The organism is Shewanella sp. VB17, assembly GCF_013248905.1.
Classification (GTDB): Bacteria; Pseudomonadota; Gammaproteobacteria; order Enterobacterales; family Shewanellaceae; genus Shewanella.
Window position 1 is genome coordinate 3473534 of sequence record NZ_JABRVS010000001.1, and the last position, 25516, is coordinate 3499049.

Annotated in this window: 29 protein-coding genes; 1 reads left to right on the forward strand and 28 read right to left on the reverse strand. The window is 42.5% G+C overall.

Annotation, left to right across the window (positions count from 1 at the left end; translation table 11 throughout):
- Window positions 1-51: 51 nt before the first annotated feature.
- The 16 genes from HQQ94_RS14920 to HQQ94_RS14995 form a co-directional block, all read right to left on the reverse strand.
- Window positions 52-951: a hypothetical protein gene (locus HQQ94_RS14920; RefSeq protein WP_173295161.1), complete on the reverse strand. Its 900-nt coding sequence runs from the start codon at window positions 949-951 to the stop codon at window positions 52-54.
- Window positions 952-1026: 75 nt separating this feature from the next.
- A complete protein-coding gene (locus tag HQQ94_RS14925; protein WP_173295162.1) occupies window positions 1027-1458 on the reverse strand; it encodes a hypothetical protein in 432 nt (143 codons plus the stop codon).
- Entirely contained in the window at window positions 1433-1849 is a 417-nt protein-coding gene (locus HQQ94_RS14930) for a hypothetical protein (RefSeq protein WP_173295163.1), read from the reverse strand. The genes HQQ94_RS14925 and HQQ94_RS14930 overlap by 26 nt, the downstream gene beginning before the upstream one ends.
- A 12-nt stretch (window positions 1850-1861) precedes the next feature.
- Entirely contained in the window at window positions 1862-3193 is a 1332-nt protein-coding gene (locus tag HQQ94_RS14935; protein ID WP_173295164.1) for an EscN/YscN/HrcN family type III secretion system ATPase, read from the reverse strand.
- A gap of 80 nt (window positions 3194-3273) precedes the next feature.
- A complete protein-coding gene (locus HQQ94_RS14940; RefSeq protein WP_173295165.1) occupies window positions 3274-5328 on the reverse strand; it encodes an EscV/YscV/HrcV family type III secretion system export apparatus protein in 2055 nt (684 codons plus the stop codon).
- Window positions 5325-5687 carry a type III secretion apparatus gene (locus HQQ94_RS14945; RefSeq protein ID WP_173295166.1) on the reverse strand — a complete coding sequence of 121 codons (363 nt, stop codon included), beginning with the start codon at window positions 5685-5687 and terminating at the stop codon, window positions 5325-5327. The genes HQQ94_RS14940 and HQQ94_RS14945 overlap by 4 nt, the downstream gene beginning before the upstream one ends.
- Before the next feature lie 123 nt (window positions 5688-5810).
- Window positions 5811-9035, reverse strand: a complete 3225-nt coding sequence (locus tag HQQ94_RS14950) for a SicP binding domain protein (protein WP_173295167.1) — start codon at window positions 9033-9035, stop codon at window positions 5811-5813.
- Window positions 9036-9040: 5 nt separating this feature from the next.
- The gene (locus HQQ94_RS14955) at window positions 9041-9229 is read right to left on the reverse strand and encodes a hypothetical protein (RefSeq protein WP_173295168.1); all 189 of its coding nucleotides are present in this window, start codon (window positions 9227-9229) and stop codon (window positions 9041-9043) included.
- Window positions 9230-9549: 320 nt separating this feature from the next.
- A complete protein-coding gene (locus tag HQQ94_RS14960; RefSeq protein ID WP_254304067.1) occupies window positions 9550-10581 on the reverse strand; it encodes a TyeA family type III secretion system gatekeeper subunit in 1032 nt (343 codons plus the stop codon).
- A gap of 50 nt (window positions 10582-10631) precedes the next feature.
- Window positions 10632-11291 carry a type III secretion protein gene (locus HQQ94_RS14965; RefSeq protein ID WP_173295169.1) on the reverse strand — a complete coding sequence of 220 codons (660 nt, stop codon included), beginning with the start codon at window positions 11289-11291 and terminating at the stop codon, window positions 10632-10634.
- Complete coding sequence (locus HQQ94_RS14970; RefSeq protein WP_173295170.1) at window positions 11288-11971, reverse strand: type III secretion system domain-containing protein; 684 nt, start codon at window positions 11969-11971, stop codon at window positions 11288-11290. Before HQQ94_RS14970 ends, HQQ94_RS14965 begins: the two co-directional genes overlap by 4 nt.
- Window positions 11972-12011: 40 nt before the next feature.
- On the reverse strand, window positions 12012-12734 hold the full coding sequence (gene sctJ / locus HQQ94_RS14975; RefSeq protein ID WP_173295171.1) for a type III secretion system inner membrane ring lipoprotein SctJ: 723 nt from the start codon (window positions 12732-12734) through the stop codon (window positions 12012-12014).
- Window positions 12731-13117: a type III secretion system inner rod subunit SctI gene (gene sctI / locus HQQ94_RS14980; RefSeq protein ID WP_173295172.1), complete on the reverse strand. Its 387-nt coding sequence runs from the start codon at window positions 13115-13117 to the stop codon at window positions 12731-12733. The genes sctJ and sctI overlap by 4 nt, the downstream gene beginning before the upstream one ends.
- A complete protein-coding gene (locus HQQ94_RS14985) occupies window positions 13107-13415 on the reverse strand; it encodes an EscG/YscG/SsaH family type III secretion system needle protein co-chaperone (protein ID WP_173295173.1) in 309 nt (102 codons plus the stop codon). Before HQQ94_RS14985 ends, sctI begins: the two co-directional genes overlap by 11 nt.
- 52 nt (window positions 13416-13467) lie before the next feature.
- Window positions 13468-13680: a type III secretion system needle filament subunit SctF gene (sctF, locus tag HQQ94_RS14990; protein WP_173295174.1), complete on the reverse strand. Its 213-nt coding sequence runs from the start codon at window positions 13678-13680 to the stop codon at window positions 13468-13470.
- 10 nt (window positions 13681-13690) lie between these two features.
- Window positions 13691-14389, reverse strand: coding sequence for a helix-turn-helix domain-containing protein (locus HQQ94_RS14995; RefSeq protein ID WP_173295175.1), 699 nt, complete (start codon window positions 14387-14389; stop codon window positions 13691-13693).
- A gap of 325 nt (window positions 14390-14714) precedes the next feature.
- On the opposite strand from HQQ94_RS14995, the gene HQQ94_RS15000 reads away from it, so the two are divergent.
- A complete protein-coding gene (locus tag HQQ94_RS15000; RefSeq protein ID WP_173295176.1) occupies window positions 14715-15500 on the forward strand; it encodes a hypothetical protein in 786 nt (261 codons plus the stop codon).
- Between the two features lie 38 nt (window positions 15501-15538).
- Here the strand turns inward: HQQ94_RS15000 and HQQ94_RS15005 are convergent, their stop codons facing one another.
- The 12 genes from HQQ94_RS15005 to sctD form a co-directional block, all read right to left on the reverse strand.
- Entirely contained in the window at window positions 15539-16669 is a 1131-nt protein-coding gene (locus HQQ94_RS15005) for a hypothetical protein (protein ID WP_254304068.1), read from the reverse strand.
- Between the two features lie 39 nt (window positions 16670-16708).
- Window positions 16709-17194, reverse strand: coding sequence for a CesD/SycD/LcrH family type III secretion system chaperone (locus HQQ94_RS15010; protein ID WP_173295177.1), 486 nt, complete (start codon window positions 17192-17194; stop codon window positions 16709-16711).
- 65 nt (window positions 17195-17259) lie between these two features.
- The gene (locus HQQ94_RS15015; RefSeq protein WP_173295178.1) at window positions 17260-18894 is read right to left on the reverse strand and encodes a hypothetical protein; all 1635 of its coding nucleotides are present in this window, start codon (window positions 18892-18894) and stop codon (window positions 17260-17262) included.
- Between the two features lie 51 nt (window positions 18895-18945).
- Window positions 18946-19329 (reverse strand): secretion protein, encoded by a 384-nt coding sequence (locus tag HQQ94_RS15020; protein WP_173295179.1) that lies wholly within the window; start codon window positions 19327-19329, stop codon window positions 18946-18948.
- A 139-nt stretch (window positions 19330-19468) separates the two neighbouring features.
- Window positions 19469-20071 carry a pathogenicity island effector protein gene (locus HQQ94_RS15025; protein ID WP_173295180.1) on the reverse strand — a complete coding sequence of 201 codons (603 nt, stop codon included), beginning with the start codon at window positions 20069-20071 and terminating at the stop codon, window positions 19469-19471.
- 12 nt (window positions 20072-20083) lie between these two features.
- Entirely contained in the window at window positions 20084-21544 is a 1461-nt protein-coding gene (locus HQQ94_RS15030; protein ID WP_173295181.1) for a type III secretion system translocon protein, read from the reverse strand.
- Window positions 21534-22004, reverse strand: coding sequence for a SycD/LcrH family type III secretion system chaperone (locus tag HQQ94_RS15035; RefSeq protein ID WP_173295182.1), 471 nt, complete (start codon window positions 22002-22004; stop codon window positions 21534-21536). Before HQQ94_RS15035 ends, HQQ94_RS15030 begins: the two co-directional genes overlap by 11 nt.
- A gap of 10 nt (window positions 22005-22014) precedes the next feature.
- A complete protein-coding gene (locus tag HQQ94_RS15040; RefSeq protein ID WP_173295183.1) occupies window positions 22015-22815 on the reverse strand; it encodes a secretion protein EspA in 801 nt (266 codons plus the stop codon).
- A gap of 40 nt (window positions 22816-22855) precedes the next feature.
- Window positions 22856-23452 (reverse strand): secretion protein EspA, encoded by a 597-nt coding sequence (locus HQQ94_RS15045; protein WP_173295184.1) that lies wholly within the window; start codon window positions 23450-23452, stop codon window positions 22856-22858.
- 39 nt (window positions 23453-23491) lie between these two features.
- On the reverse strand, window positions 23492-23884 hold the full coding sequence (locus HQQ94_RS15050) for a hypothetical protein (protein WP_173295185.1): 393 nt from the start codon (window positions 23882-23884) through the stop codon (window positions 23492-23494).
- 216 nt (window positions 23885-24100) lie between these two features.
- Window positions 24101-24289, reverse strand: coding sequence for a hypothetical protein (locus HQQ94_RS15055; protein WP_173295186.1), 189 nt, complete (start codon window positions 24287-24289; stop codon window positions 24101-24103).
- Between the two features lie 20 nt (window positions 24290-24309).
- Entirely contained in the window at window positions 24310-25515 is a 1206-nt protein-coding gene (gene sctD, locus HQQ94_RS15060) for a type III secretion system inner membrane ring subunit SctD (RefSeq protein ID WP_173295187.1), read from the reverse strand.
- Window position 25516: the final 1 nt, after the last annotated feature.

Genomic DNA, 25516 nt, shown 5'->3' on the forward strand with positions numbered 1-25516 from the left:
TAAATAGCCAGACGGATTAACAAGCCAACATAGTTCGGCCGTTATTCCGCCCTAATTTTCGACATTAGAATGAGTACTATTTATCTGTGCTAACAGTTCGGTGCCACTGCGTAATAAGCTGGCAGTACCGAGTAAATTTGATTTACCATCATTTTGAACGCAAAGCCTCACTTCTCCGTTTAGCGCTAACAACCCTGTAAGCTTTTCCCCCTGCATAATACCACCTAAATGTGATAGAGGCAGTCTTACCGTGGCAATTTCAGCCAACACAGGCGAATACATAAATTTCATGTCTGTACACACAGCCTCAATCATGAAGCTTGTCTTACCTCCTTGATTTTCATCCACTAATGTCACTTTCGCTAAGGGACCATTACACCACAAAAGTGCTTCACCGCGTTCTATTCGCACGTCACCATCAAGCCAAATACCAGATCCAATTGGTGGTAGTTGAGGGACATCGGCTGTTTGCTGGCTAAATCCAGCCACTAAAGACACACTAACGTCAGCAGACTGACCCGCAAAGGGTGACCAATTTTCCACAATACTTTGCCATTTCTCTTGGGGCCAATCTATCAAGACACAGCTAATGTCACCCACCTCTGGGTGAGTAAAGGTTAACACAGGGTATATTTGAGGCAATAAACTACAAGTATCAGGGTCAAGTTCGAGCTGACTTAAGAGCCAAGGCACATCAGTTTCTAGCATTGCAGTTGTCACACACGCTAAAAATTCACGCGGTACATTGTCAGGTTCTGGGATCTCAGTGAGCATCAATACCCACTTTTGCCAGTCTTGTGCAGAGCACCACATTCCACCGCCTAAAGAGGACGCTTCACGACGCCAAAATACCCCGTCTCCACCCATCTGTTTTAATTCTATTCGGCAAGCTTGTTGCGCCAAGCCTCGACCGATTATTTGGCTCGCTTTTAGTAAAGTATGCATTGTCATTATTCACCCTCACTCAAAATCAAATACTTAACACCCAATGCTAATCACATTCAAGCACCACTCTCATGTCAGCAGCTATACTGGCATCAACTCCAATGCAATATGACATCGTCTACCCACAAGTACTTGTGACAACTTAGGAATTAAGCCAGTTAGTATCTGTGACTGACGTTCATTTTTTGGGGTTATTTGTAACCGGATCCCCTGACTTTGATAGCTCGCTTGGATCACTAAGCCCATCATTGGTCCGTTAAGTAATCGATAGCTCAGCATATCTCCTTGCCGGATCACTTCAGCATTTCCTTGACGGCACACTCCCCCCTCACGGCTTAGTACAGCCTTGGTCACTGCTGAAATGGGCACTTTTCCTTGTCTACTTTCTGCTTTGTTGTCACCTGTCAAACACATTTCAAAACGGCGACGAATATCAGGATCTGACTCGTGACGAGCTTCGACCGTGGGTAAACTGGTCTTACGTCCCCTATCTATCTGTAATGGATGATTCATTAAACACCGCCTGTAATTTTTGCTGATTTTTGCTTAATCGTACAATATTCACCCTCAGTTCTGCCTGAGTCAACGCCAGCTCATCAGCTTCATTCTGCAAAGTGACTAAGGATTCAGCTAGCGCTCTCTCCTGTTGATAACCCTTTGCCAAGCTCAGCTTAAATTTCACTACTTCATCTGGACTCAAAGATACTTGAGGCACTGCTTGGTGTGTTAACTTAGCCACCAGCTCATATCGTTCCGCACGAACGTGATGCTGTTCTTGGACCAATAAATGACTCGCATGCTGACTTTGCACCAATTGCCGTCTCAATTTATCCTCTCTATCCGCTCGGATCACAAGTAAGCGCTTAAGCATCGCAATGTCACATTCCTCTACACTGAACTCCATGGCATTTCCCTTTTATTTTGCAGGCAGTAAAGCCGTCAATTGCAGCAATGTGTCCTCATAAGGCGTGAATTCATCTACCGATTGGCACAAGAAAGCGGTAATAGCGCCATGACGAGCTACCGCCTCATCAGTTTCTTTATCTTGACCTTCTACATATTCACCGACTCGTATAAGCAGTTGCACTTCTTTATATAAAGCCAATAGCTGTCTCATCTTAGCCCCTAGATACCTTTGCTCAGGGGTCACAATTTGATCCATCACACGGCTAACACTGGCGTTAATATCAATGGCGGGATAATGCCCCGCGCCCGCCAATTTACGCGATAACACTATATGACCGTCGAGTAAGGAGCGTACCTCATCAGCGATTGGCTCATTTATGTTATCTCCTTCAACCAATACCGTATAAATTCCGGTAATGCTTCCTTTTTTTGCAGGTCCAGCCCGTTCAACCAAGGCTGATAAATGGACAAAAACACTCGGTGGAAAACCATTAGATACCGCCGCTTCTCCTGCAGCTAAACTGATCTCTCGCGCACTACGCGCAAAGCGGGTAAGTGAGTCCACCATTAAAAGTACATTTTTACCTTGATCACGAAAATACTCGGCAATCGTAGTAGCCGTTAACGTGGCTTTCATTCGCTCAAGTGGTGGTCTGTCAGAAGTTGCCACCACCATTACTGTTCTCGATCTCGCCTCTGGCGTTAAGTTATATTCAATAAATTCGCGTACTTCACGTCCACGCTCACCGACTAAAGCGAGCACAATCACATCTGCCTGACAATGTGACGCAATCATGCCTAGTAAGGTGCTTTTACCGCCACCTGCCGCAGCAAAAATGCCGATCCTTTGACCGACACCACACGCCAGAGCGCTATCAATAGCGCGGATCCCCATTGGCATAACAGTATCAATCAAACTGCGGCTCAAAGGATTGGGCGCACTGCCGACATTGGGTCTAAGCTCTGTTGCCCTTAATGGGTAACCATCCATTGCCACTCCCAATCCATCCACCACTCGCCCAAGCAAGCCGTCTCCTAACGGGACTTGATGTCCATGGCCTAAAGGTTCAACAAGGGCGCCTGTTTGCAAACCGGTGGTGACCTCAAAAGGAGACAAGATAGCGTCATCACCTTTAACGGCAACCACCTCTGCAGTCAACTCATCACCAATGCGGCATAGCTCACCTTGATGGGCGCCAGGTAATGTTGCTCGAACCAAGGTCGAATCAATCTCCTGCACCCGCCCGAAATAACGAACGGGGCTCACCATATCGAGTTTCTCATTAGCGAAAAGGTTAACCTTGAGTTGTGAACTCACAAATTCACTGTCTGGTAACTTCATTTAATCAACTCCTTTGGCTCAACATCAATAACGGCATATAATGCTATATCAACAAAATCGAATATTGTTATAACAACCACTTAGCTCACCATCGCGGCATCTAATGCATCACCCACAAGGTCAACATGGCCTAACACTTTAATTTCAGCTTCATCCCCCAGCTCCTGAAACGAGAGTACTGGTGTTGTAAAGAGTTCTCGTTCGACAATTTTTCTTAAATAGCGACGAACATCTAATGAGGTCAATAACACACAAGATTGTTGCGGAGGTAATTGCGCCTTTATAGCCGATAAAATCAAGTTACTTTGCTCCATATCCAAAGCTGAATATGATCCCGCAGTAGATTGACGTATCGATTCACGAATTAAATTCTCAATTCCTTCACCGACCATGAGTACGGAGATCCACCCTTGTGGCGTCGCAAATTTGCGGCGAATATGACGCCGTAACGCTATTCGTACATATTCAGTTAACATAATGACGTCTTTTTCTTTTGGCACCCATTCCACTAAGGTTTCAAAAATGGTGCGAAGATCGCGGATCGAAATCCCCTCTTCCACTAAGCGCTGCAGGATCTCAGCCACTTTCCCAACCGACAGCAAACGCTGTAATTCTTTAACGAGTTCTCCATATCGGGCTTCCATCGCATCCATTAAATAACGTGTTTCCTGTACCCCGATAAACTCACCGGCATACCGATCAATCACTTTACCCACAATATAAGCGGGCAACTGCTCACCACTGTACACGGGTAAATCTTGACTTTGGGCCTGTTCAAGCACATTGCCTTTAATCCAATGAAGTGCTTCACCACTAAAGGGAAGCGTTTCAACGCGGCTTGGCAAAGTGGCAATAGACTCAATTAAAAGTGACTCTTCAGGATCAAGCTGAAGTTGTAATACTGGTTCTTGATAAAGCAAGACATCACATTGACCCAAGTTACCTTTATTGGCTATTTGCAACTGTATTTCCGGTAAAGGAACCCCAAGCTGCTCAAATAGCTGCCAGCGTAAACGTTGCAGGGAATCCTTGACGCCTTGACTGGGGACATCTGCCCCAAGACAAAGCATCAATGGAACGGCGCCAGGTGACATGCTGTCTCCTCCTCGCTCAATCGCACCTGAGTTCTCTGAAAAATGCGCACCGTCACCTTGTTCATTGGCACTCTTTTTATGAGTTAACCACCAAGAAAAAGCAAAGGTGGTAGCACCTAATGAAGCAAAAACAAGAAAAGGAAAACCGGGAATAAAGGCAAAAATAAACATCACAATCCCGGCCATCTGTAAAGATGAGGGTTGACGTCCCACTTGCATGACAAGTTCATTCGCCAAATTTTGACGTTGCTCACCCGGTACACGTGTCACAATAAGACCAGCGGTGATCGAAATAAGTAATGATGGAATTTGTGCAATCAAACCATCACCAATGGACAATACCGCATAAGTATTGACCGCTTCAGACGCGGACATATTATGTTGCATCACTCCCACAGCAATGCCGCCCAAGATGTTAGTCATAATGACAATAATACTGGCAATGGCATCGCCTTTTACAAATTTCATCGCCCCATCCATGGCACCATAAAGTTGACTCTCTTTCTGTACTTGTGCCCGTTGACGCTTAGCCTCTTTGGCATCAATAATCCCCGCGCGCATATCACCATCAATGCTCATCTGTTTACCCGGCATGGCATCCAGTGAAAAACGCGCACTCACCTCAGCGACACGCTCAGACCCTTTCGTGATCACGATAAACTGCACAATCGTGATAATGGTAAAAATGATGATCCCTACCACTAGGTTGCCACCCACCACAAAATTACCAAAAGTGTAGACAATATCGCCCGCATCATGTTGTAACAAGATCAAGCGACTGGTACTAATCGTTAACGCTAGACGGTACAGGGTGGTGATCAGTAATAGAGATGGGAACACCGAAAACTCTAGCGGATCACGAATGTATATCGCGATCATGAGCAATATTATCGATAAGCATAAATTAATGGCAATCAGTACATCGACCAAGGCGGTGGGCAGTGGCAGGATCATCATAAACACCGCCACCATCAACATGGCACTGAGAATAATATCGTGCCTACCAGCGGCCTTACTTAACCAACGACTGATGAAGTTCATGATTGACCTCCAGTAGTGACTTGATTTAGAAATTTTTGCTGCTTTTTACACAGGTGATACCAGTCATGAGCTTGACTGTTCGATGGGCATTGACAGCTAATCATCAAACGATTTTTGACAATAAAAATCCTTTGAGGGATCCCCATAAAAGCTTCAGGATGCCAACGAGAGAGCAGAGGTTTCAGCAAGATCACTTCAGACTCTAGCAACCAAGAACTCATGAGCAAACGATCATCAATTGACTCGAGTAAGATCCCAAAGGGAGGCCAATGGCACTCGATACGATCTGCTAAGCTGACTGGCCAATGATTGACCAGCCTGAAAAATTGCTCAAGATTACGTACAACTTGTAGATCCATACCGAACTCCCGCGATTAACTCTCGGGATCATCATCGCCCAATCAGCAAAAAACGGGTATCAGGTGAACACCTTAACTACCCGTTTATTGATTGAACATCACTCGAATAAAGCAGCTTGTACTTTATGCTAACGCTGAGTCAATTTCAGCCATACAAGCTTCCAACGCATTTGTCGATATCCCCAAACCCGTTACTTGCTTGTTTGCTTTGTTAATCAACTCTCGACTTTGCGTTGCTAGCAGCTCTTTCAATACCTCATTTTTCATATCCGCATATTTGACCATTGAGTCTGAAAATCGCTCAGCTTGCTTATCTGGAGCAATATCACTCAGTTCTGTGGCTAACCTCGTGACCAACACAGATTGATCACTCTGAAATGAATGGAGTCCAAGTAATTCCCCTAGGGATTTCACTCCCTCTTCGGTAGACACGATTTTATTGTTACCAAGACGTTCCAATGCTTGCTCAATTCTCTTCATGGACATCTCTCGCTTTACTTTTCGGGCAGTGTCACCCATGCCCAGAAAATGGCTACCCTGTAAGCTAGAGCATAAACTTTTAGTGATCCCAACTCCAATTACAGCACCACAGATCACTAGTCCTACAGCAGTTATCATACCTAGACCACCAGAGCCTAAAATAAGCAACGCTGCTGCAATAGCACTGGTCGATAATACCGCGCCCGCCACGACAGTGGTGAGCACAGTGAACACTTTGGCACTGGGAGTAGCGTGTTTCCATGCATTAAAGGCACCAGATATCAAACGCTTCGTTACTCCGACGTTGCCCACTGCAAAACAGTCGCGTGCAATCGTGCCGACTTCTAACAGCGCCTGACGCTGTAATATGTAACTGGAAACCGCTCTTCCACGCGCTGCGAGCCCGCCATCGGATTGCATGCCTTTTATAAGAGCATTCACCATCACTTCAGTACTTCGGTGATCGCGCATTTCATTTGCTAACTGCTGCTCTGTTCCTGTTTGCAGTAAACCACCGATTAAAGCAACAACTGGTGCTGCCATGTCCTCTACAGGGAACATCATGGTAAACACACTCGCTAAAATGGGGCCACCAGTCACTGAATTCATCGCCCCTTTACTCCCACCGACAACATAAGGTGCCATTTCAGCGGTATGCAACAAGGCTATCATCTCTGGCGTCATGGAAATATTCGCTTTATCCGGTAACTCCTCCCGAGTCCCGTTTAAAATATCATGGACTTGATTTTGTACCGTACCAACCTGCCATACTGTTTTGACAGTATTAACCAATTCTGAACCAAAAGTGTCTGGATTGGCCATAATAATGTTATATGTCTGAGTTAAATTGCCAGTCAATTCTCTGGCCTCTACCTGATGCACCATCGACCACTGATGCAAATTTCCTAAGGCACTTGCTATCTCTTTAGGTGACACCAATGACGCAGCGGTAGACATTGGATTGAATGAAGATTTTGAATCCTTAACCGTCTTAAGCAACGCAAGATAAGCCTCAGCCATATTGCTCATATTATTTTTCGCCAGCTGGCGCTCAAGGATGAGTTCTTTTATACTAGGTCGGTACTGAAGCGATTGATTACCAACAAATTTTTGTATAACCCAAGTCTGCCAAGCATCGACACTGCTATAATCTCCTTGATCTGGATACCCGCCTTTACTTTGCGCATCAAAAGTCGCTTTTTTAAGCTTAATCAAATCAGTTTGATAATCATTATCAAGTTGTAATAATTGATTTATAATTTGTTTTAATTGATTTTTTTCTTCCTTATAAGCACGAAGTTCAGGTGACTTCAATTCTGCTAGCTGTTGAGCGAGATCATTAGGGTAAAGATCATTAAGGTATCTCTCACGATTTAATACCCTTTCGTTCAAAATGTGTTTTTGTTCAGTTAAATGACGAACCTCATTATTATTGGCGCGCAATTTAGGTAAAAAATCGACATATTGCTGTAAGTTGATCTTGGCTCGCTCACCTTGAGTCTCCTGAGCATATATCTTCAACTCTTGATGCATCACAGATAAACGCTTATTGTGATTCCCCGCAATCACTAATGTATCTTCTGCTTTTTGCATCTTATCTATCGCACTGAACAAATTGGTATTAGCATCATGTTCAAGCTTGATATTGGCTAATAACACATTCAATTGTTCATTGAGTTTTCCATTGCGCATCCCCTCAGGAAGAGCATTAATGAGGTGTACAACCTTACCATAATATGCTTCGTACATTGATTCGCGTTCGCTCATGAAGCTGAGGTAGCCGACCTTGTTTTGAGTAATCTGGCTTGCCAACCTCAATTGAGTAATATCTTGGTCCAAATTAATGTTCTGTCGATTATTCACACTAAGGCTTATCGCACTCAGACCTCGATGCCAAGACAATTGGTGTTGGGCTTGAAGCACACTTTTAGTCAGTCCTGCAATATCGGGGTTAGCCACTTCTTTAAGCTCTGCTGCAATCCCATTAACCAGATTAAGATCGTCAGCGATAACAGCGAAACCAAACATTAATTGAGCCCCCTTAGCCACCACCTCTTGCCCGACAAGATAAAGTAGGGATGCATACGTCTCATCTTCGGCTTCTGTATTATCCGGGTTTTCACGTAAAATATGGCTCAAACCCGCTGCACTGTAACGCATATCACTTGATTTGGCCGTCAGCTGAAGGGCATCCTCTAGGCTCTCTATTTCAATATCATGCAATCTCTTGGCTTCAACCAGTACCTTGTTAACAAACATTTGTGCGATTTCGGTTTGGGTTAAACGTTGGTGAGCGATGCTCTGATCGATTGCATTAACGGCTAATTCAACAGAATCATGGTCAAAATGCTCAACAAGTTGAACTAAGGTTTTTATATCAGGTAAAGCCTCACTGTTGTGCGCTTTCCCCTCTTGAAAAAAAACGTCAGCCAGATGTGTCTGCATCGCTGCTTTAGGCAATAAGGTTATCGCACTCAATGCCTGAGGACCCCGATAAGAGGAAACATGTTCAGTTGCACGAGTAAAAGGGGCAAACATTCTATAACAGCTCAGTAATTGAGGGCCCTCTAACTTGACCTGTAACGTTGCAGGTAACGCATCGTGAAAGTCTATTACGTCTTGGTGCAATTGCGCCGTATCGGATAGCAAGGTTGACAACTTAGGCATGACAGCGGTTCTTTTCTCACAAGACTCTCGTTGTGTATCAACTGATTTAGCAAACAATACCATGTCGTCCCCGTTCTCTTTTGGTATCGCCGCCAGTGACTCTTTCAACACTCCAAGCGATTGCGTTAATGCACTGCACTCTGTTTCAATTTTTGCTATCTCAGCAGAAATATCTGAGGGTTCAAGCGTAAAGTGACTCACTGAGGCTAAGCCATTAAGTTAAGATGTAATGTGAACTTTGCTGATAAGTGATTCCATGCTTCCACATGATGTTGTAACACTTGCACCAGCTCTCCCTCTGAATAAATCGTCAGCGTGCCTTGCCCATTATCGATAAGGCTCAGCCGCTCATTAACCTTCGCTGTACCACTAAACGCACTCATCTCTATGGCCATGTTTATCCCCTACACCCGTATTAATACTTAACGGTTACTGATTCGCTAACGTGCGCCAATACACTTTCGTCGTGGTCTAGCAGCTAACCTATAAATTCAATAGTTTCATCACTCGTTGCAGGCATAGGTCGGCTCATTAAGTACAATAAAGGATCTGGCTCATAACTCATGCAGCCTATGCTTTGCTCTGCCAATCTCATGTTGAGCTGTCAACAACTACGCCACTATTTACGCGGTTTCATCAATATCGACGTATTCATAGTGAACTTTTAGACAATAGATACCTATCAGGTATACACCTTAAATGCACTGTTTATGCACTACTCCTGATCCCCCCATTCATCTAATAAACTCAGCATAGCCTCCTCGACATGTTCTTTTTGCTCTGGATCACGAAAACAATCTAATGGCACCATCCCAACTAACTCTCGCCAGCGTCGTAGAAAACCTAATCGCCTTGCCGAAAGTAATGGTAAGCATTTTATCTGCTCATCTAGCCATTGAGGGTAAACCCAAGCTTGTTCAATTAATCGCAACGTCACCTTTAACACTTCATCGCCTTCTAGGTGAGTGGCTCGCCCCAGAAAATGGCAATGTTCCTCTAAGGTCATGAAAATTAATAACCGACGTAAATCATCAACTACAGCAACCACCTTGACCATATTACGAGCGGCACCTTCATCGTTTAATGGTCCTGACAAAGCCCGTAAAAGCACACGGATCCGCTGACGCCTATCTGGCAGATCTTTGAGCATATCAAACCACTTAGCCAGTCCTGCCTCGCCCCTAGCAGCATGCTGATACATCTGCCTTAATCCCTGCAGCCCCAGTTGATCTAAAGGCAAACCTTCCATTGCGGCAAATAGAGCAATTTCTGCGCCTTCTTGTGCTAGAAGCTCATTGAGCGCCTGCTTAAGTTTCTTCATCGCTGCGTCACCAAGCTTGCCAGACATCACTAACGCCATCATCAGGAGCATCATGCTGCCACTGTTCATCCCTAACTGTTTTAATTGAAAAAGGATTTTATCGCCATCACCTAAACTGGCAAATTGCTCTACCAGTTTATTCACTGTGGTTGACTGCTCTTGTCCCAACTGCTGCATTAACTTTTCTAACGCGGCAAATCTTGGATCTTCAGGTTCCTGGCTCAAAGTGATTTTTTTGAGGTGACTGCTTAAACCTAAACTTAATCCTTCCATGGTCTCTTCCAATGCTTCAGCGCGCACTGATGCTAACTCTGCCGCTGCCATCGCGATAACATTATTTGCAGGACTTATCTGGGTCTGAGTGCCATGAACTTCCTGTGACTGATGAAAATCTAACGAACTTGCCCCATCAATTCTGACCATCATTTCACTCCTCAATAATTAAGTAACCTGAACTCGGAATATGCCACAAAAGGTTAAGCGCCAAGGTTTTGCATCAAAGCCTCACCGACAAAAGTCTCTAACAAGAGGTTAAGATGCTCAGTCAAATCAATGCTTGCCGTTAGGGATGTAGAACTTAACTCTGCTTGACCCGAAGATAATCTTGATGATATTTCCACCTTTAAACTGCCTTCAAATGCCAACTTCATCGCTTGATAATCCTCAGCGGCCACCTGTAAAACCACCCCATCTTGACCAACTCTATCACTCACCTGCGTTGTCAATCGTTTAATGAGAAATGGGGAAGGATTTTGCTCTAACGTCCAAGCTTTCAATACCATTTTAATCTTCTCTGCAATACTCGATTGCAATGTTTCCAGCACAGCTTGGGTTAATTGCGTTTCATCAAAATGCCACTTAACGGCCTCTGCCACAGCGTCAGCTTTGGCTTCTTTATGCCATTGAATCGATGCATCTTCAGCTTGCTGCTGTGCTAATGCTACAATCTCTATTGCTCGGTTCTGAGCTGAATCTCTCTGCTTACGAGCTTTTTTGATTGATTGGGAAATTCTCTTTCTGGCTTCTTGTTCTAATGTTGCAACTGACTTCGCCCTATCCATTTCACTGGCACTCACCCATTTATGACTTTGACGTTGCACACGACACGTCTGCACATTGATTAAAAATGGATTCATAATAAACGCTCCAACCTCAATAACCATCTCGGAATATCCACTTCATCTGCAACCCGATATGCCAATATATTTTCCGGTGATAATCGCTTGGGTGTCAATGTCAATGCTAGGGCTAACCACAGTGGGTCTTCCTTCCATTGCCGTTCAACTAAAGCAATACCGACCCCCATGGCTTGTTCAACTAGCTTATCGGGCGCAAGAATAGGTGTCTGCTGTTCAACATTTAGTGTCGGCCTTTGAGGCCACATAGCCCACGCTTGCTGGATTTGCACCGGTGTTAACACACAAGCCAGTGCATCACGATATTCACGTAACGATAAATATTCAGGCACATTGAGATAAAATAAACCTAGTACCGTCACTATCGCTTCAATTTTAAAACGTATATCCAACATTGTTAGCTGCTGACACGTCAATTGAGTTGGTAACACCCTCACTGATAAGCCATAACGCTTCACCACTAACGCCTCTATCTGTATGCCTAATTGAGTATTAGCCTGATATTTATCCTGCCAAATACCCAAATCCAATGTTGTCCACCAACTCGGATGCATACTTGATACAGGCTGGTAAACGAGATGATTAAATGCCTTTAATTCGACATTCATTAATGTCTCTATCGTCAATCCTCTTGATGTGGCTTCGACAGACATATCCGCTTCTGGTACCGCTTGAATCATGGCTTACCCCTCACTGAGTTCATAACTAAATCACTGCTATTTACTTACGTCTCATCCACCACATACCACCTATACTCATCAAAAATATCCCTGACAAACTGATCACAATAGGCAACTTATACTGTTCCACCTTCGCGGTGATCTGATCCACACTGCTCGATTGCGTCGGTGATGTGATCGGTTGGTAACGATAGCTAGTCGCCTGAAGGTAAACACTGATATGCTCAAAATCTAAACCTGGCACCGCATTTTGAATCAAACTTTTAATCTGATTCTCAGAATTAGATAAATTAGCCTGGGGTGAATATTTTATATAAACTGAGGCCGACTTATTCTGGAGAACTTCTCTGTTAGTATCCGGTGCAGGTTCTGCAATAGAAACCCGTGCGCTAATCACACCATCCATACTCGATAAAGTACGTTCAAGCTGTTGCTCCTTAAGGTAACCCATTTTCGCCTCTTCCTGCGCTGGTGATGTCACAAGCTGTCCAGAAGGAAACAAATCTTCAATATTGGAGAAATGAGGCTTAGGAAAACCATTTTGACGCAACAACTCTACGGCATTGATAAACTGATCTTTTTCTATTTTCAAGCTCACCTTACCTGACTTTTGATCCGCTTCTGCCGTGGCATCAATATGATTTAGCATTAATAGTGCCACCATCTGATTAGCGTCGTCCTGAGGAAGATCTCGAAAAAGATCGACTTTACATCCGCTGAGCATCAGCACTAAAAATAACAACGACCATTTAAGATATTTCATTGCATATTCACCAATTTATTTATCGACTGAGATAAGGAGCCCGCTGTTTTTGCCGCAAGGTCGACCTCTATAACGGCTTTCGCCATCAACATTTGGCCACCTAACATGGCTTCTGGTGAGGGAGCGTAACTCACACCTGAAGTGCCGAGGATGTTCTCAGCTACGGTTGGCTCAATGGCTCCAGACTGGCTGGCCATATTAGCCAAAGGCCTATCACCACCAGCCTGTGTCACCAAGTTAGTCGCCTGAGTAATCGCAGGTGTACCAAGTTGCATAAATTGAGAAAATTTATCAGCTAATCCAGCATCTTTATCGACAGCTTCTGGCTTAGTAGCTTGCTTTGCAGCAACCTCAGCTAACTGACTAACGGTGTTAATTTCCATTTTGGCCTCCGGTTAACAGATGACAAATTAATTCATTGCGTCCAACGACAGGTCCCATACCTGAAAACAATAATTGCAATCCTTGCGCGGCATCACTGTGGCAAAGTTTAAGCTCACGAAGGGCCTTTGCTGGTTCATTTAAAGCAAAATAAATCACACTGGTACAAATTCTTCTATCTTCATCGTCTCCAATAAGTTGAGGGAAAATAGCCAATAAAGCATACGCCTGTTTATGTAAACCATGGTTCGATGCGGCAATGGCCACTTCTACCAATAGCTGCTTATCTTCACTGTTCATATACTTCCCTCTGATATGCCATAAAAAATACGGTAACTAGCCTATCTATTCATTACATTTTAGAAATGATCCCTTGGATCATGTCTTTCATCGTCTTTATCACTGCACTTTCCATATTCACAAAACTTGAATATTGCTGCATCGCAAATTGAGCCTTCATCATTTTTTCTGGATCATTCACCCCTCCAGACATCTTAGACTGAGCCTCTTGGGCAGATCTCGTCGCCTGTTGAGACATCTGATTAACCATTGCACTTATGTCCATATAAACCTCCTTAAGCCACTGCGGAACGCATCGTAGTTGGACAACACAGATAACGTTTCTTAAATGCGTCAGTAAAATGAGAGTGATGACTAAACCCACTGTCCAGCGCGATATCTGTAATTTTTTTGTCCGTTGTAATCAGTTGTTGACGCGCATAAATTAAGCGCTGCTCTAACAACCACTGTTTCGCTGATACCCCATAATTTTTATAGAATAAGCAATTAAGTTTACGCACCTCTACCCCCAAGTTTGCTGCAAATGTTGCCACAGACCAGGGTTGCATAAAATGTGCTTCCAAATAATTGATCACTTTATTGTTATGTGCTAAAAAATAACGTAAAAGTCCAGAAAAGTAGTGTTTATCCATACTTAGGCAATAGATAAAAATAAACTTCATTAATAACAATCTATTACCATTAAACTGTTCGATAATATTACCGAGTTCACTAAATACTGGTATCACCTTAATGGGGGCAATGTTAAGGGCTTGGCTATCATCATTAGGCCCGAGCAAATCCATCACTTCATGATAAAGGGCGTGTAACTCTCCGGGATAACAAAATAGATTTAACCAACTTTTACGATCTGCCATCGACACACTTGCCTCATCTGTCGTGATGACCAATTGGTCACCATCAACGTCTATGATGTCACCTTGATAATGTATTTTGCCTGCTTGTCTAAACAAGATAATTTGTATCTCACTCATGTAGCTAACCCCTTACTGCAAACTATGAGTTATTGTCAGGCATAGACAGAGGCATTGACATCAGGTGTTAACCTGAGATACGCCTGCCTAATATTGATAAGATGAGCCATAAGTTAGCTTGACACCTTAATGTTGGCTATAAAACAAACAAAAAATATCAGCGCGGTGCGTACTTATTCAATAAACAATTGATTTTTGGTATTTAAGTACGTAAAAATGTGACTAATAAATAGCTTAGATACTATACTCAATACCAAATCATGACATTGAATATATTAACAATATCATCATGCTCATAAAAGTTAACTCTGGACTCTTATTTATTATGAAAAAAGACAACAAATTAATTTTTATTTTTATTTTAATTTTACTCTTTACCTCAGACCTACAGGCGCTTACTTTTGAATACAATAAAAAAGAAGAAGTCAAAATAAACATTGGTAGAAGTGAAGACTCTAACTTAGCAAGAATATATGAATGTATTTATTATCGAATACTAAAAAGTGACGAATTCAATGTCATTTTCAACTACCGACCAACTAAAAGATCAATCAGTGAAGTTTCTTATGGAATAGCTGACATAGATGCAGGAAGAATTAGTCGGATAGACAAATCAAAGTACAGCGACACAACAATAAGAGTTAAAGAGTCAATTTATAAAGACAGATTTTCTTTATTTTCAAAATCAAAAATAAACATCCCAGTAGATGGTTGGGATGCCATAGATTATTTAATTAAAGAGTTAAATATTACCCCCATATTTATCAGAGGGAACATTACGGTTAAAGTAAATACATCTGAAGAAACATATGCTAAAATATTTCCATCGAATGATTTCACTCATGCAATAAACAACTTAAATAAAGGAGACAGTAGAAATAGAACAGTTTTGATCTCTTCCGCTAGCCAAGTTGATTACTGGTTAAAAAAACTTAACATTGAAAACATCATTGAAATAAAAAATCTTGGTGAACATACACTGTACCCAATAGTCAGTAATAATAAAAAACATCTAGAAAGATATATTAACAATGGCCTTGTAAAAATGAAATCACAAGGGGAATACGATAAGATATTATCCTTAGTTAATAAAGGGCTGCCCTGTAAATAAGCACACCCCTCTTTTAATTAACATTAAAAACACATAAATTAAATAATTTCCGTGCTGACTATCGGTAGGTTATTAGATCCCAAGGATGACGGAGATAATACTTGTTGTAATGCCTTTAACTGCTGCGTAACATCGGTTAGTTCTAATTTCGACTCGCTAACAAATCGATTAAATTGTTTCAGCTGCCGCTCCATATTGGTTATTTGACTTTCTTTTTGCGCCAATTCCCCTCTCAACACCTTAGCCTTATTTTGGTGTAATTCACTCTGCTTTTCGCGAATTTCTGCATCAAATAACGCTGTTTTAATTTTAGCATCACTCTGCTGCAATCGTCTCTTAAGTTCACTCATCACCTTTTCACCCTGTAGCCCTTTTAACTGTTCTCCTTTAGCCTCAAGCCCTTTAGCAGACAAGTTTTTATGCTGTGACTCCCTTGTTAGCTGACTCTTTTTTTGATTCGGCCCTATCTGAGATACATGGGCTAAACCATCAGCAATGGGCCCTACAGACTTACGTGCCATATTGACTATATTCACCGTCCCAGCAATATTATGAGGTAATGATACTGGTGCAATAACCGCACTCCAAATGGTCCCTATCGTTAATGCCACCCTAGAGGTAATGGAAGCCGCCTTAGCCCACCATTGCGCCTTATCATCAGCAACACCCATTTTCCCTAAAAGCACATTTACACCATTAGCAATAGCGTCACTTCCCATGGCCAATCCATCACCTCTCCCCGCTTTCCCTCGCCAATCAGCAAATGCACACCCAGCATCCGCTACCGCCAATGTAAATGCCACGCCCGAAGCGATAAGTAAAGGTAACCCCGCGCCCCCCGTCAATACGGTTGCGGCAATTGATACCCCTAGCGCAGTACCACTGAGCGCCAAGGACCCCAATTTAGCAAAGAAACCAGATTTGGCAATATCTACACCTATCTTTTTAGCTTCATCACTTGCCTTTATCGCCTCATCTCGCGTCTGCTGCGCCTTACTGCAAATATCGCTCACCAAACTCGTATTCGCTTTTTGTAAGGGCACTTGCTCAGGAGTAAAGCTGGCAATATCACGCTTGGATACCGCCTGAGTCGAACTGGCTAAATCTAAATGTGCTAACCTGGGAGAAAGCGACACTTGGCTCATTCCATAACGAACAGAACCTTCCATAACACACCTCGCGTATAAATATGTAATTAACAGAATTAATTATGAGTGATTAATCATCTCTAACAGTGCTTGAGCCTGCACACCAACGCCATGGTATTCAGGTTTGCTATAACTTTGTTTTATTGCCATTTGCAAAGCCTCTATCGCCGCAGCCTCTCCATCAAGACTTAATAAACATTGGCCGATACGAAAACTGGTACTGGGATCGCAAGCATCCATCGCTAATGCATAACCATAAAATATTAATGCATGTCGACATTCACCTAACCATTGAAAGCTCGATGCTAACGCCAGATGAAAGCGGCGATCCCAGGGTTGATGCATCACTAAGTAAGTAAAATCCACAATCGCTTCAGCAGGTAGCCCGGCTTGATATTTACCTAAACCTGAATCATAGACACGCTCTAAATCCTGACTTGATAATCCTGCCAGCTCAGCTAAGGTTTTTTGCTCTACTAATGCGAGTTGGCACGCAGCCTGAAGCTGTTCAATGTCTATATTTGGGGTAATCTCATGCTTTTTCATTTCAGTTTCCTTAATATCTCGTTTTTAACTAGCCTAGAGTAAAAACGATTACAAAGTATTACTATTCAGTTCGTTAAAAGTAGTGCTGGTAAATGACCAGTAAAATGGAGGGTTACAGGGGCAAAATCTCGCCCCTTAGCACTATATTGACTGTCTAACTGGACAATATCCTTATCATCTTGAAGATCGTAAACTTTCCCATTTTGACCATCAAGCAGATACACCTGATCCGATTTAATCTGGAGTAGATTCATTGCGTGAGAATGAGTACTTCCACTTATCGGAACTGAAATAATCGCACGACTATCAGTAACTGACTCCGATTTTAATAGTGCTGACAATGATTGCGCTTGTGTTAACCCAATAGTACAGCTACGAGTGGTCGTTTGAGTCATCACCCCCTCTTTCGTATCTGCTGCTTCCCAAAACTGTAAAGGAATCGTTTCATCTTGTTGCTTACCAAGGATGAGTTCCAAATTGGCATCGACCGCTTTTGCGCATGTGATACAGTTGCGCAGGACTATCGCACCTGAATTACGTCCCATCATGTAATCAAACGCATTATTTATTCCACCTTTTAGCTTGTTTGGGTTCACTTTATCCGCTAGAAACTGCAATCCTTTACCCACGTCTTCAGATACAAGTTTTAAGCAAGTATCGCCTATCGTTGTCGTTTGATGTTGAGCTAACCCACGATAGAACATCTCCTTATCGGCATAGACATCAACAGGTAAAATCTCAACATCTAACTCATTACTACACACCATGAAATCATCAAGATCATCAAGATCTATTTGTGAAGGTTCAGTTAAATTAAACAATGCACCTAAACTGGTGTTACCGACCTTTGCCTGATACAAAATACGTGCAACGCCCTCATCTTTCATCCCTTGAGCACCAACCATATTAAGTAGCTCAAGACGCGCGGGAGTCAAAGCATAACGCAGTGAATTCTCGCTGCTACTCAAGAATCCTTTCGCAACTACAGCACGTAAATGTGGATAATCATCACTTGATAGTGCATTTTTTAGCGGCTCAGCCCTGAGCTCTCCATTTGTCGGCGCTCTATTAGATAGCACCAAGTGAATATCACCGAATGTGGCAATAAATTTGGCGGGTTCGGTATCATGTGCTTCAATACCAGTAAATTTCTGCGCACTAAATCCTGGATCATCTAATCTCTGTCGCAATATCTCTCTCACTTCGCTATCATCAGACATACATTGAATATTGCCTTCAATATAATTATCAAGTGTTAATGCCGCTGACATTTTTCTAAGATCGTCACTGGCAACCATGGTCCTTTTGACTGCACACACCTGATAGAACTGACTACCTACATCACTGGCAGGCGTTTGATAAATACAGTGTCCATCTATATTCAGCGACATCGCCCACTGTTCGCCATTATCGTTAACATCCATCGAAAATTTCGGCTGGTGTTCCTCCATTGCTAAACTGCGTAAAGCTGAAAAACGCTGTGCGATATGAGCATCCGTTAAATGACCCGGTTGAGATATTTGATGATAAAGTTGCGCTATCGCATCACGTTTTACGCCACCTCGGCACCAATCAACAATTTTATCCAGTAAGCCCATTTTACTGGCATCACTCAATGTATTAGCCGTCAATACATGTTTTAGACGACTCTCATGAAAATGATAAGAATGTTGACTGTTTATTGCGACTTCTACTGACATAGCACTTACCTCTTTATTTCCATACAACGAAAATCAAATTTTCCAATACCACTAATACACCAACCAAGTGGCACCATCTTGATTGACCTCTTTGGCGCCTTGGTGCAATAAAACATCATGTAACACCTTGCGAGCACGTCGCTGAGCAGGCAGCCCTACATCATAAATAACCATGCCACGCACCTGCTGAATTTGACTCACTTTACGACGAATTATTTTTAATTGTTCAATCACTTGCGATACCGCGCTGTCGATTCCACTGGTATTTCCTTTGCTGGTAAAATCACAAATCGTGAGGGTATGCTCATCGACGCGATACACCATTGACCAGTGGGGGTTATCCCAACGTTTTCCCCACTCAAATTGACTGGATTCGAAATAAGCAGGACGGACTTCTATACCTTTATTGGCTAAATATTGTGTGACGGGATCCATAATGAATTCCTTATGACTCAAGTTAATTATTCAGATTAAAAACAAAAGGTCCTAGCCTAATGAATGAACTAAACCTAGTCCCCGAAAAATGAGGGGTGGATGAGACGGGGCCTAATGGCCTTGCCTCAATCAAGCCCTTTTAGTTATGCACTGCCGAACTAATACGACCATGCAGCTCCACCAACTCTTTAATTAAGGCCCGCATCTGCTCAGAGATTTGCTTGGCCTTATCATTGAGCTCATTGGCACCTTTTAAATAACTCTGCGCATTGCTCGCCTTAAACTCGCTTACAGTACGCTCAAGTTCAGCTTCTTTACTCATCCCTGCAGCGACCATTTTCCCTGTGCCTTCAATCCCTTTACTGAACTGGCTCGTCATATGGGTCGCGGCGTCACCAAATTTTCCAGATAAACCAACACCTGCCATCCCTATCACGCCACCCGCTATCTCTAACGCCCCCGACCAAATCGCTGACTCACAAGCCTTACTTATCGCGGCACGTTTATCATCCATGGAGGCGACCTGTACATTCCAGCCTAATTCCTGCTGCTTAACATTGTAATCTTGTAATACGTTACGTAATTTTTTAAACATCTCTGCCAATTTCAACATCAAATCGTTAATCTGAGAGATGGCATCCATACCGTTACTACCCGCATTGTCATTGAGTTCATCGACTTGATCTGTGCTCTTAGGTGCCGCTACTTGGCTTTGGCCTGAAATATTAGTCATGTCTGTCATGGTAAACCTCACTTATACTGTTGAACCTGCAATTCTTGCCTGTATTGCGCCAGTTTGACTTATCGCTTTACTGGCACCCTCTAAACTATTACCCTGCTTATCAATTAGGTCCTTTACCGACTTCATCTGCTGCTCTTTGGCTTTGTCATACCAGTCATAACAAAATTCGACAAAGTTCTGTTTCAAAATCAATTCCTCAATCTCCTTCTGCAACTTCGCTTTTTCTACTGCTATGCTACCTGCTGTGATCATACTGCCAGCGCCCGCGGTGGCACGTACGACATCCAAAGAAGTCACGACACAAGCCTTAATGGCGGTCTTAATCACCTCGTGACTGACCTCTTTTACCACTTGCTTAGTGATCTCTTGGGCTGTGACCTCGACTCCTTTTTTAATCGCTTGCTTGCCGACTTCTTCAACTGAGCGAGTCACCAGCTGCTCGATAGCTTGCTTACTAAAGGCGTCCATTAGACCACTGGCGAGTTTGCGCCCGCCTTGTTCTGCCGCTTCCTTAAGCCCTTTACCTAAATTGGCTATCACTTGATCGCTTACCTGCTCGGCAACTTGTTTACCCACCTCTTTGGCAACACCACTCACCGCCTCGCTAGAACCTTTACTGATCCCATCAACCAACTGGGGTGCCGCTTCTTTCATCACGGTTTCGGTGCCTTTAGCAATCGAACGTGTCGCCGAAATTGCCCGACCCGCTTGGAAAATATCAAGTGCCATCCCCACCATTTCACAGCCCAATTGCACCTTACTGGCAACATCGATAACGCTTTGACATTTCGCCTTATCTGCACCACATAAAATAGCCGTTTCTGCCGCCGCCTTGACCATACCTGCCACACCTGCTGACAGGTAAGCCGCACCACTGGCAATCTCCATTCCCCCACCAACCACATCACCAGCAGCAAAACGCAGCGCACCTTCGACGAGCTTTATCGCACCATAAATGGCTTCAACAGCCCCCACAATCCAATCAAAAACGGCCCCAAAAACTCCCCCCTTCTGCGCCTTATCAGACTGTTCTACCGCCTTCGAAAGCTGCTCCTGATATTCCTTCACTTTTTTATCACGAAGAAATTCTTGGGTATCGGTCATAATCTTGTTGGCTTTCATGGACGAATTAGCCGTGTCAGCGAAGGTCGATATACTCAAGTTTGCCGCCATCAACACCATGGCATCCATGGACGCTTTTTCCAGCGATGTAAGTGAACCCGTCTCAAACTGTTTACCGCTGCCTTTACTGGTTTTATCCTCAAAAAAAGGCGTTAAAATACGTTGTAATGCCTTTTCCGCCTCCTTCATAGTGACAGGTCCCTGATGATGCGCGGTATGCTGGGTTTGCCTTAATGTCACAGGTCTAGACCAATCAGGTAAAATGGCTTTCGCCACATCTTGAGCACACGCAGCACCATAAGTAGCGTTCAGGGATTCGGTCCCCCTTTCTGCAACACTGTTAATTGACATGAGCAGGCTCCTTCGTCAATGCCGCTAATCCTTGCTGCGCACTCGCAGCAATATCATCACTTTCAGCATGACCCTGACACCAACGTAAGCTGGCATTAAAGCTTTTCTTTGCATACTCCTTGTTACCCAATGCCAGATAACTCAAACCGGCATGGTAAGCGGGTAAAGGATTATCAACCTGAATCATTCCCGCACGGCCTAAACAAAAAATAGCTTCTTCGTGTTCATGCAATTGCTGACAACATATCCCGAGTGAAAAACAATAGTCGTAGTTCCAGTGATCAATCCGCATCAAAAGATAGAAGAGCCGTTTAGCTCCTTGGTGATCTCGACACGCCATCAATTGCAACGCATATTGATACAAGGTGTTAAGATCACCTTGCTCCACATCAGTCAACATTCGTAGAGATCCGCCTCGCTGAAGAAAATGTTCAAGTATTTCAAATTCTTGTTTTTTCATCTTTGACTCCTTAGCGTACGTTCTGAGCAATCGACTTATTCATCTCGGCTAACATGGTCTGCATGCTATTAAGTAAACTGACGGTCACATTGTAGGTCTGCATAATTTTCTGCAGTTGCAGTTGTGACTGTGAGACAAAATCTGATGCACGATTTGACACAGACTCTAATGCCGCTTTTACCGCTTGCAGCTTACCTTTATCTAAGCCTCCAGCGGCACCGAGCGCCTCAGCAATTTTCTGCATATGGGCCTTACTGATATTGTGCCAAGATTGACCACCTACTTCAGCTAGCCCCCAGATATAGTCACAACACCTCTTTCCATCAACCTTAATCCCTTTGGCGTCCATATAGTTGACCACATCTTGCCAACTCCTCGACTGCATTCCTTCTGGACCGGATTCAGTAATTTTACCTAGTAGTTTTTTAAGATAAGCGGCCGAAGGTTCATTGTGACTTAGATAATCATCAATACTCATACCATCAACTTTAAACCCATTGTCGCTCATGTACTTAACAACATCAGGTGGTAAATTCGCTGTTGCTTTATCATCCCCTTTAGAGACTTGGGCTATGGCCTCATCAACACGATTTGCCATATCTTGGGCTGTACGAGACACATCGGCTTTACGTTGCATTTGACCATACTTAGCATCCGCTAATTCTGACAATAAATTCATAAATAGATATAACACTGCAATACCGCCTGAAAGTACGGAATCACCTCGGGATGCGATCTGATTCTTCACATCTTCAGGCGCCTGAGAATTACTGATACTGGTACCTTGATTTGAGACATTACTCATATCCATAATAACTACCTCCAATAAAAATTCAGATTGATGCTCAGCGTTAACGTATGTTCTGGGCAATTGATTTATTCATTTCAGCCAGCATGGTCTGCATACTATTTAACATGCTAACGGTGACATTGTAGGTCTGCATAATCTTTTGCAGCTGCAACTGAGATTGAGAGACGAAGTCTGATGCACGATTTGACACCGATTCCAACGCCGCTTTTACTGCTTGCAACTTACCTTTATCCAAGCCTTTGCCATCAGGATCATTCTTTTGCATGTACTTATCGATAGTCATCCCATCAATTTTAAAACCGTTATCATGCATATATTTTTTCACTGCATCAGGAAGTTGTTCCACCGCTTTATCATCCCCTTTAGAAGCAGCGGCAATCGCCTCATCAACTTGGTTAGCCATATCTTGTGCTGTGCGAGATACATCAGCCTTTTGCTGCATCTGACCATATTTAGCATCGGCAAGTTCTGAGAGTAAATTCATGAACATATAGAGAACAGCTATCCCACCTGAGAGTACCGAATCGCCTCTGGCAGCGATTTGATTTTTAACATCATCAGGCTGCTTAGAATTAATAATGCTGGTTCCTTGATCAAAAGATGAGTGCTGCACTGGATTATATACTGAAGTAGTCATAATAATTTCCTCAATTAATTATTGATACAAAATAAGAATTCACATTATAAATAATTTCTTATTTTTTTTAACTTTAATCGTGTTTTCTTTTATTAATGAAACATCATCGATAGAAGACATTAATTCATTTTCATTATCTTCCGTTGACTCTATTTCTCCTAAAAAATTAAATTGTTGCTCTAAAACTTTAAAATGACTTTCAAGTTCATTAACTTTATTCATTACTTTTCCTTGTTGTAATTCGAATCCTTCCGGAAATGCATTCTTTAACTTAATTAACTTTGCCATAGCATTTTGATCGTTTGGTGAACGTTCTACTAATTGATTTATCTCATTTTGTAAGTCCTGAAACTCTTTAAGCTGTAGACCTAATGCCATTTTACGTTGCTGAAGGTCATTCATTACTGATTTTATATCGCTGAACATATCCATAACAATCTCCTTAACTTTCATACTAGTTATTTTTAAATTTTACATATCGAAAAAATGGATCTGACCTTTTAAAGTTTAATTAAATACTTTATTTGACGATGGGAATATCCATAAGTACTTAATTAAATATTATACTCATGCTTTTGTTGGGTATATCATAAAAAACACATTTCAAAAGCGAACTGGTCTGACCTTTACAGAGTGGTTAATTTATTACTATTTATAACGATGAAACAAAGTCTCTATTACCTCTTCAGCTGAATCAACCGCATCTAACAAACATTTTCTATCACTTACTTTTAACGCATATACTTTATCTCTGATAGCATTCAATTGTATTTTATATTCATTATTATTTTTACAACCGATTTTAATATCATCTTCTAATTGAGTGATCCTTGACATATCGACCTCTTAATAGCTCTCTAAAAAATTAATGGAAGATGAACTAATTCACCACCACGACTTAAATCCAAACCATGTACATTCATGTAATCAATCACGAATCCATTCGCTAATTTACTGCCAACAGATAACCTAGTGCCGTTGACTAATTCGATGAAGGGAGATTGCGTATTGCCTCCATAGCTTACAACTGACGAACTTAACATATTAGTCAGTTCGTCATGGACCGGAATATTTTGAAAAACAAACTTCAACCCACTGAGGTGACTTTTATCTAGCGCACTGGTGATCTCCACCACTTTTTTCTCTGTCTCTTTAGTCATTTTACCCGTTATCACAATGGTATTTTTTACCTGTGTAATCATTAAACCTTCAAGTAATTGTTTTTGTCTAAGTTCGCCAATTAGAGGCTTTAATAGACTATCAACCTGATTCGACACCTGCCAACTAATAAGGCCTGGCAAATTGTTAAACGTATCAACCGCTTTATCCCATGCAGTACCAGAACTAATAGCCCCTGATATGGTCACGCTTCCCAACTTATCCCCAAGTTCAACAACCGCGTCAGGAAAACCGTTTTGAGCCAATACATTTTTGACATTGCTGATCAATTGATCGCCACATTGGGTATGGTCAACAAATAGAATATTTTGACTTTTCAAATCACTAAAAAATCCAGAGATCTGTTGTGCATCGTGGCAATATCCACTTAATGTTGCGACGCCAGACGTTGACCAAGTGACGTTGATATCATTGAGACCATCTTGAATCAACTGTTGCGATAACCACTGATGTTGTGTCAACACCGCCTTTGTCTGTGAACTGGGTGCTAAGATCACAGTGAACAAAAGCAATAACGTCAAGAAAGACATAAGCAGAAATACCCAGTAAGGTTTGGTCACCTTGGATCCCAACCGCTTAGGGATTATCCGCATCTTCAGTTCATCATCGACTTTCCCTATCACAATTGAAATATTATCGATTTCAATTACTTGATATAATGGCAATGTGTCTAACTTAACCACAAGTTTACCCTCTACCCAACTTGTGACTTTACTTCGACAATGCACACCATCCTCATCGATAAACAAATCCAATTGTTGTGCCTCTAGCAATGTTGCTAGAACATCACCATCAGGACCGATACTCATTTTACCTAAAGGCAAACAGAGCTCTCTTCCTTCGAGTGGACCCTTTAACCATAAAAGCTTGTATATTGAAGACATA

Excerpts from the sequence above, each read along its gene's own strand:
- HQQ94_RS15030 (WP_173295181.1), bottom strand. The coding sequence starts at position 21,544 with ATGTCAATTAACAGTGTTGCAGAAAGGGGGACCGAATCCCTGAACGCT.
- HQQ94_RS14970 (WP_173295170.1), bottom strand. The coding sequence starts at position 11,971 with ATGATTCAAGCGGTACCAGAAGCGGATATGTCTGTCGAAGCCACATCA.
- sctD (WP_173295187.1), bottom strand. The coding sequence starts at position 25,515 with ATGTCTTCAATATACAAGCTTTTATGGTTAAAGGGTCCACTCGAAGGA.
- HQQ94_RS14940 (WP_173295165.1), bottom strand. The coding sequence starts at position 5,328 with ATGAACTTCATCAGTCGTTGGTTAAGTAAGGCCGCTGGTAGGCACGAT.
- HQQ94_RS15025 (WP_173295180.1), bottom strand. The coding sequence starts at position 20,071 with ATGACAGACATGACTAATATTTCAGGCCAAAGCCAAGTAGCGGCACCT.
- HQQ94_RS14995 (WP_173295175.1), bottom strand. The coding sequence starts at position 14,389 with ATGAGTGAGATACAAATTATCTTGTTTAGACAAGCAGGCAAAATACAT.
- HQQ94_RS15015 (WP_173295178.1), bottom strand. The coding sequence starts at position 18,894 with ATGTCAGTAGAAGTCGCAATAAACAGTCAACATTCTTATCATTTTCAT.
- HQQ94_RS15040 (WP_173295183.1), bottom strand. The coding sequence starts at position 22,815 with ATGGATATGAGTAATGTCTCAAATCAAGGTACCAGTATCAGTAATTCT.
- HQQ94_RS14920 (WP_173295161.1), bottom strand. The coding sequence starts at position 951 with ATGACAATGCATACTTTACTAAAAGCGAGCCAAATAATCGGTCGAGGC.
- HQQ94_RS14935 (WP_173295164.1), bottom strand. The coding sequence starts at position 3,193 with ATGAAGTTACCAGACAGTGAATTTGTGAGTTCACAACTCAAGGTTAAC.
- HQQ94_RS15000 (WP_173295176.1), top strand. The coding sequence starts at position 14,715 with ATGAAAAAAGACAACAAATTAATTTTTATTTTTATTTTAATTTTACTC.
- HQQ94_RS14930 (WP_173295163.1), bottom strand. The coding sequence starts at position 1,849 with ATGGAGTTCAGTGTAGAGGAATGTGACATTGCGATGCTTAAGCGCTTA.
- HQQ94_RS14965 (WP_173295169.1), bottom strand. The coding sequence starts at position 11,291 with ATGAATCCATTTTTAATCAATGTGCAGACGTGTCGTGTGCAACGTCAA.
- HQQ94_RS15055 (WP_173295186.1), bottom strand. The coding sequence starts at position 24,289 with ATGTCAAGGATCACTCAATTAGAAGATGATATTAAAATCGGTTGTAAA.
- sctI (WP_173295172.1), bottom strand. The coding sequence starts at position 13,117 with ATGGAAATTAACACCGTTAGTCAGTTAGCTGAGGTTGCTGCAAAGCAA.
- HQQ94_RS14945 (WP_173295166.1), bottom strand. The coding sequence starts at position 5,687 with ATGGATCTACAAGTTGTACGTAATCTTGAGCAATTTTTCAGGCTGGTC.
- HQQ94_RS15005 (WP_254304068.1), bottom strand. The coding sequence starts at position 16,669 with ATGGAAGGTTCTGTTCGTTATGGAATGAGCCAAGTGTCGCTTTCTCCC.
- HQQ94_RS15035 (WP_173295182.1), bottom strand. The coding sequence starts at position 22,004 with ATGAAAAAACAAGAATTTGAAATACTTGAACATTTTCTTCAGCGAGGC.
- HQQ94_RS15045 (WP_173295184.1), bottom strand. The coding sequence starts at position 23,452 with ATGACTACTTCAGTATATAATCCAGTGCAGCACTCATCTTTTGATCAA.
- HQQ94_RS14960 (WP_254304067.1), bottom strand. The coding sequence starts at position 10,581 with ATGATGGTCAGAATTGATGGGGCAAGTTCGTTAGATTTTCATCAGTCA.
- sctJ (WP_173295171.1), bottom strand. The coding sequence starts at position 12,734 with ATGAAATATCTTAAATGGTCGTTGTTATTTTTAGTGCTGATGCTCAGC.
- HQQ94_RS15050 (WP_173295185.1), bottom strand. The coding sequence starts at position 23,884 with ATGGATATGTTCAGCGATATAAAATCAGTAATGAATGACCTTCAGCAA.
- HQQ94_RS15010 (WP_173295177.1), bottom strand. The coding sequence starts at position 17,194 with ATGAAAAAGCATGAGATTACCCCAAATATAGACATTGAACAGCTTCAG.
- sctF (WP_173295174.1), bottom strand. The coding sequence starts at position 13,680 with ATGGACATAAGTGCAATGGTTAATCAGATGTCTCAACAGGCGACGAGA.
- HQQ94_RS15020 (WP_173295179.1), bottom strand. The coding sequence starts at position 19,329 with ATGGATCCCGTCACACAATATTTAGCCAATAAAGGTATAGAAGTCCGT.
- HQQ94_RS14925 (WP_173295162.1), bottom strand. The coding sequence starts at position 1,458 with ATGAATCATCCATTACAGATAGATAGGGGACGTAAGACCAGTTTACCC.
- HQQ94_RS14985 (WP_173295173.1), bottom strand. The coding sequence starts at position 13,415 with ATGAACAGTGAAGATAAGCAGCTATTGGTAGAAGTGGCCATTGCCGCA.
- HQQ94_RS14955 (WP_173295168.1), bottom strand. The coding sequence starts at position 9,229 with ATGGCCATAGAGATGAGTGCGTTTAGTGGTACAGCGAAGGTTAATGAG.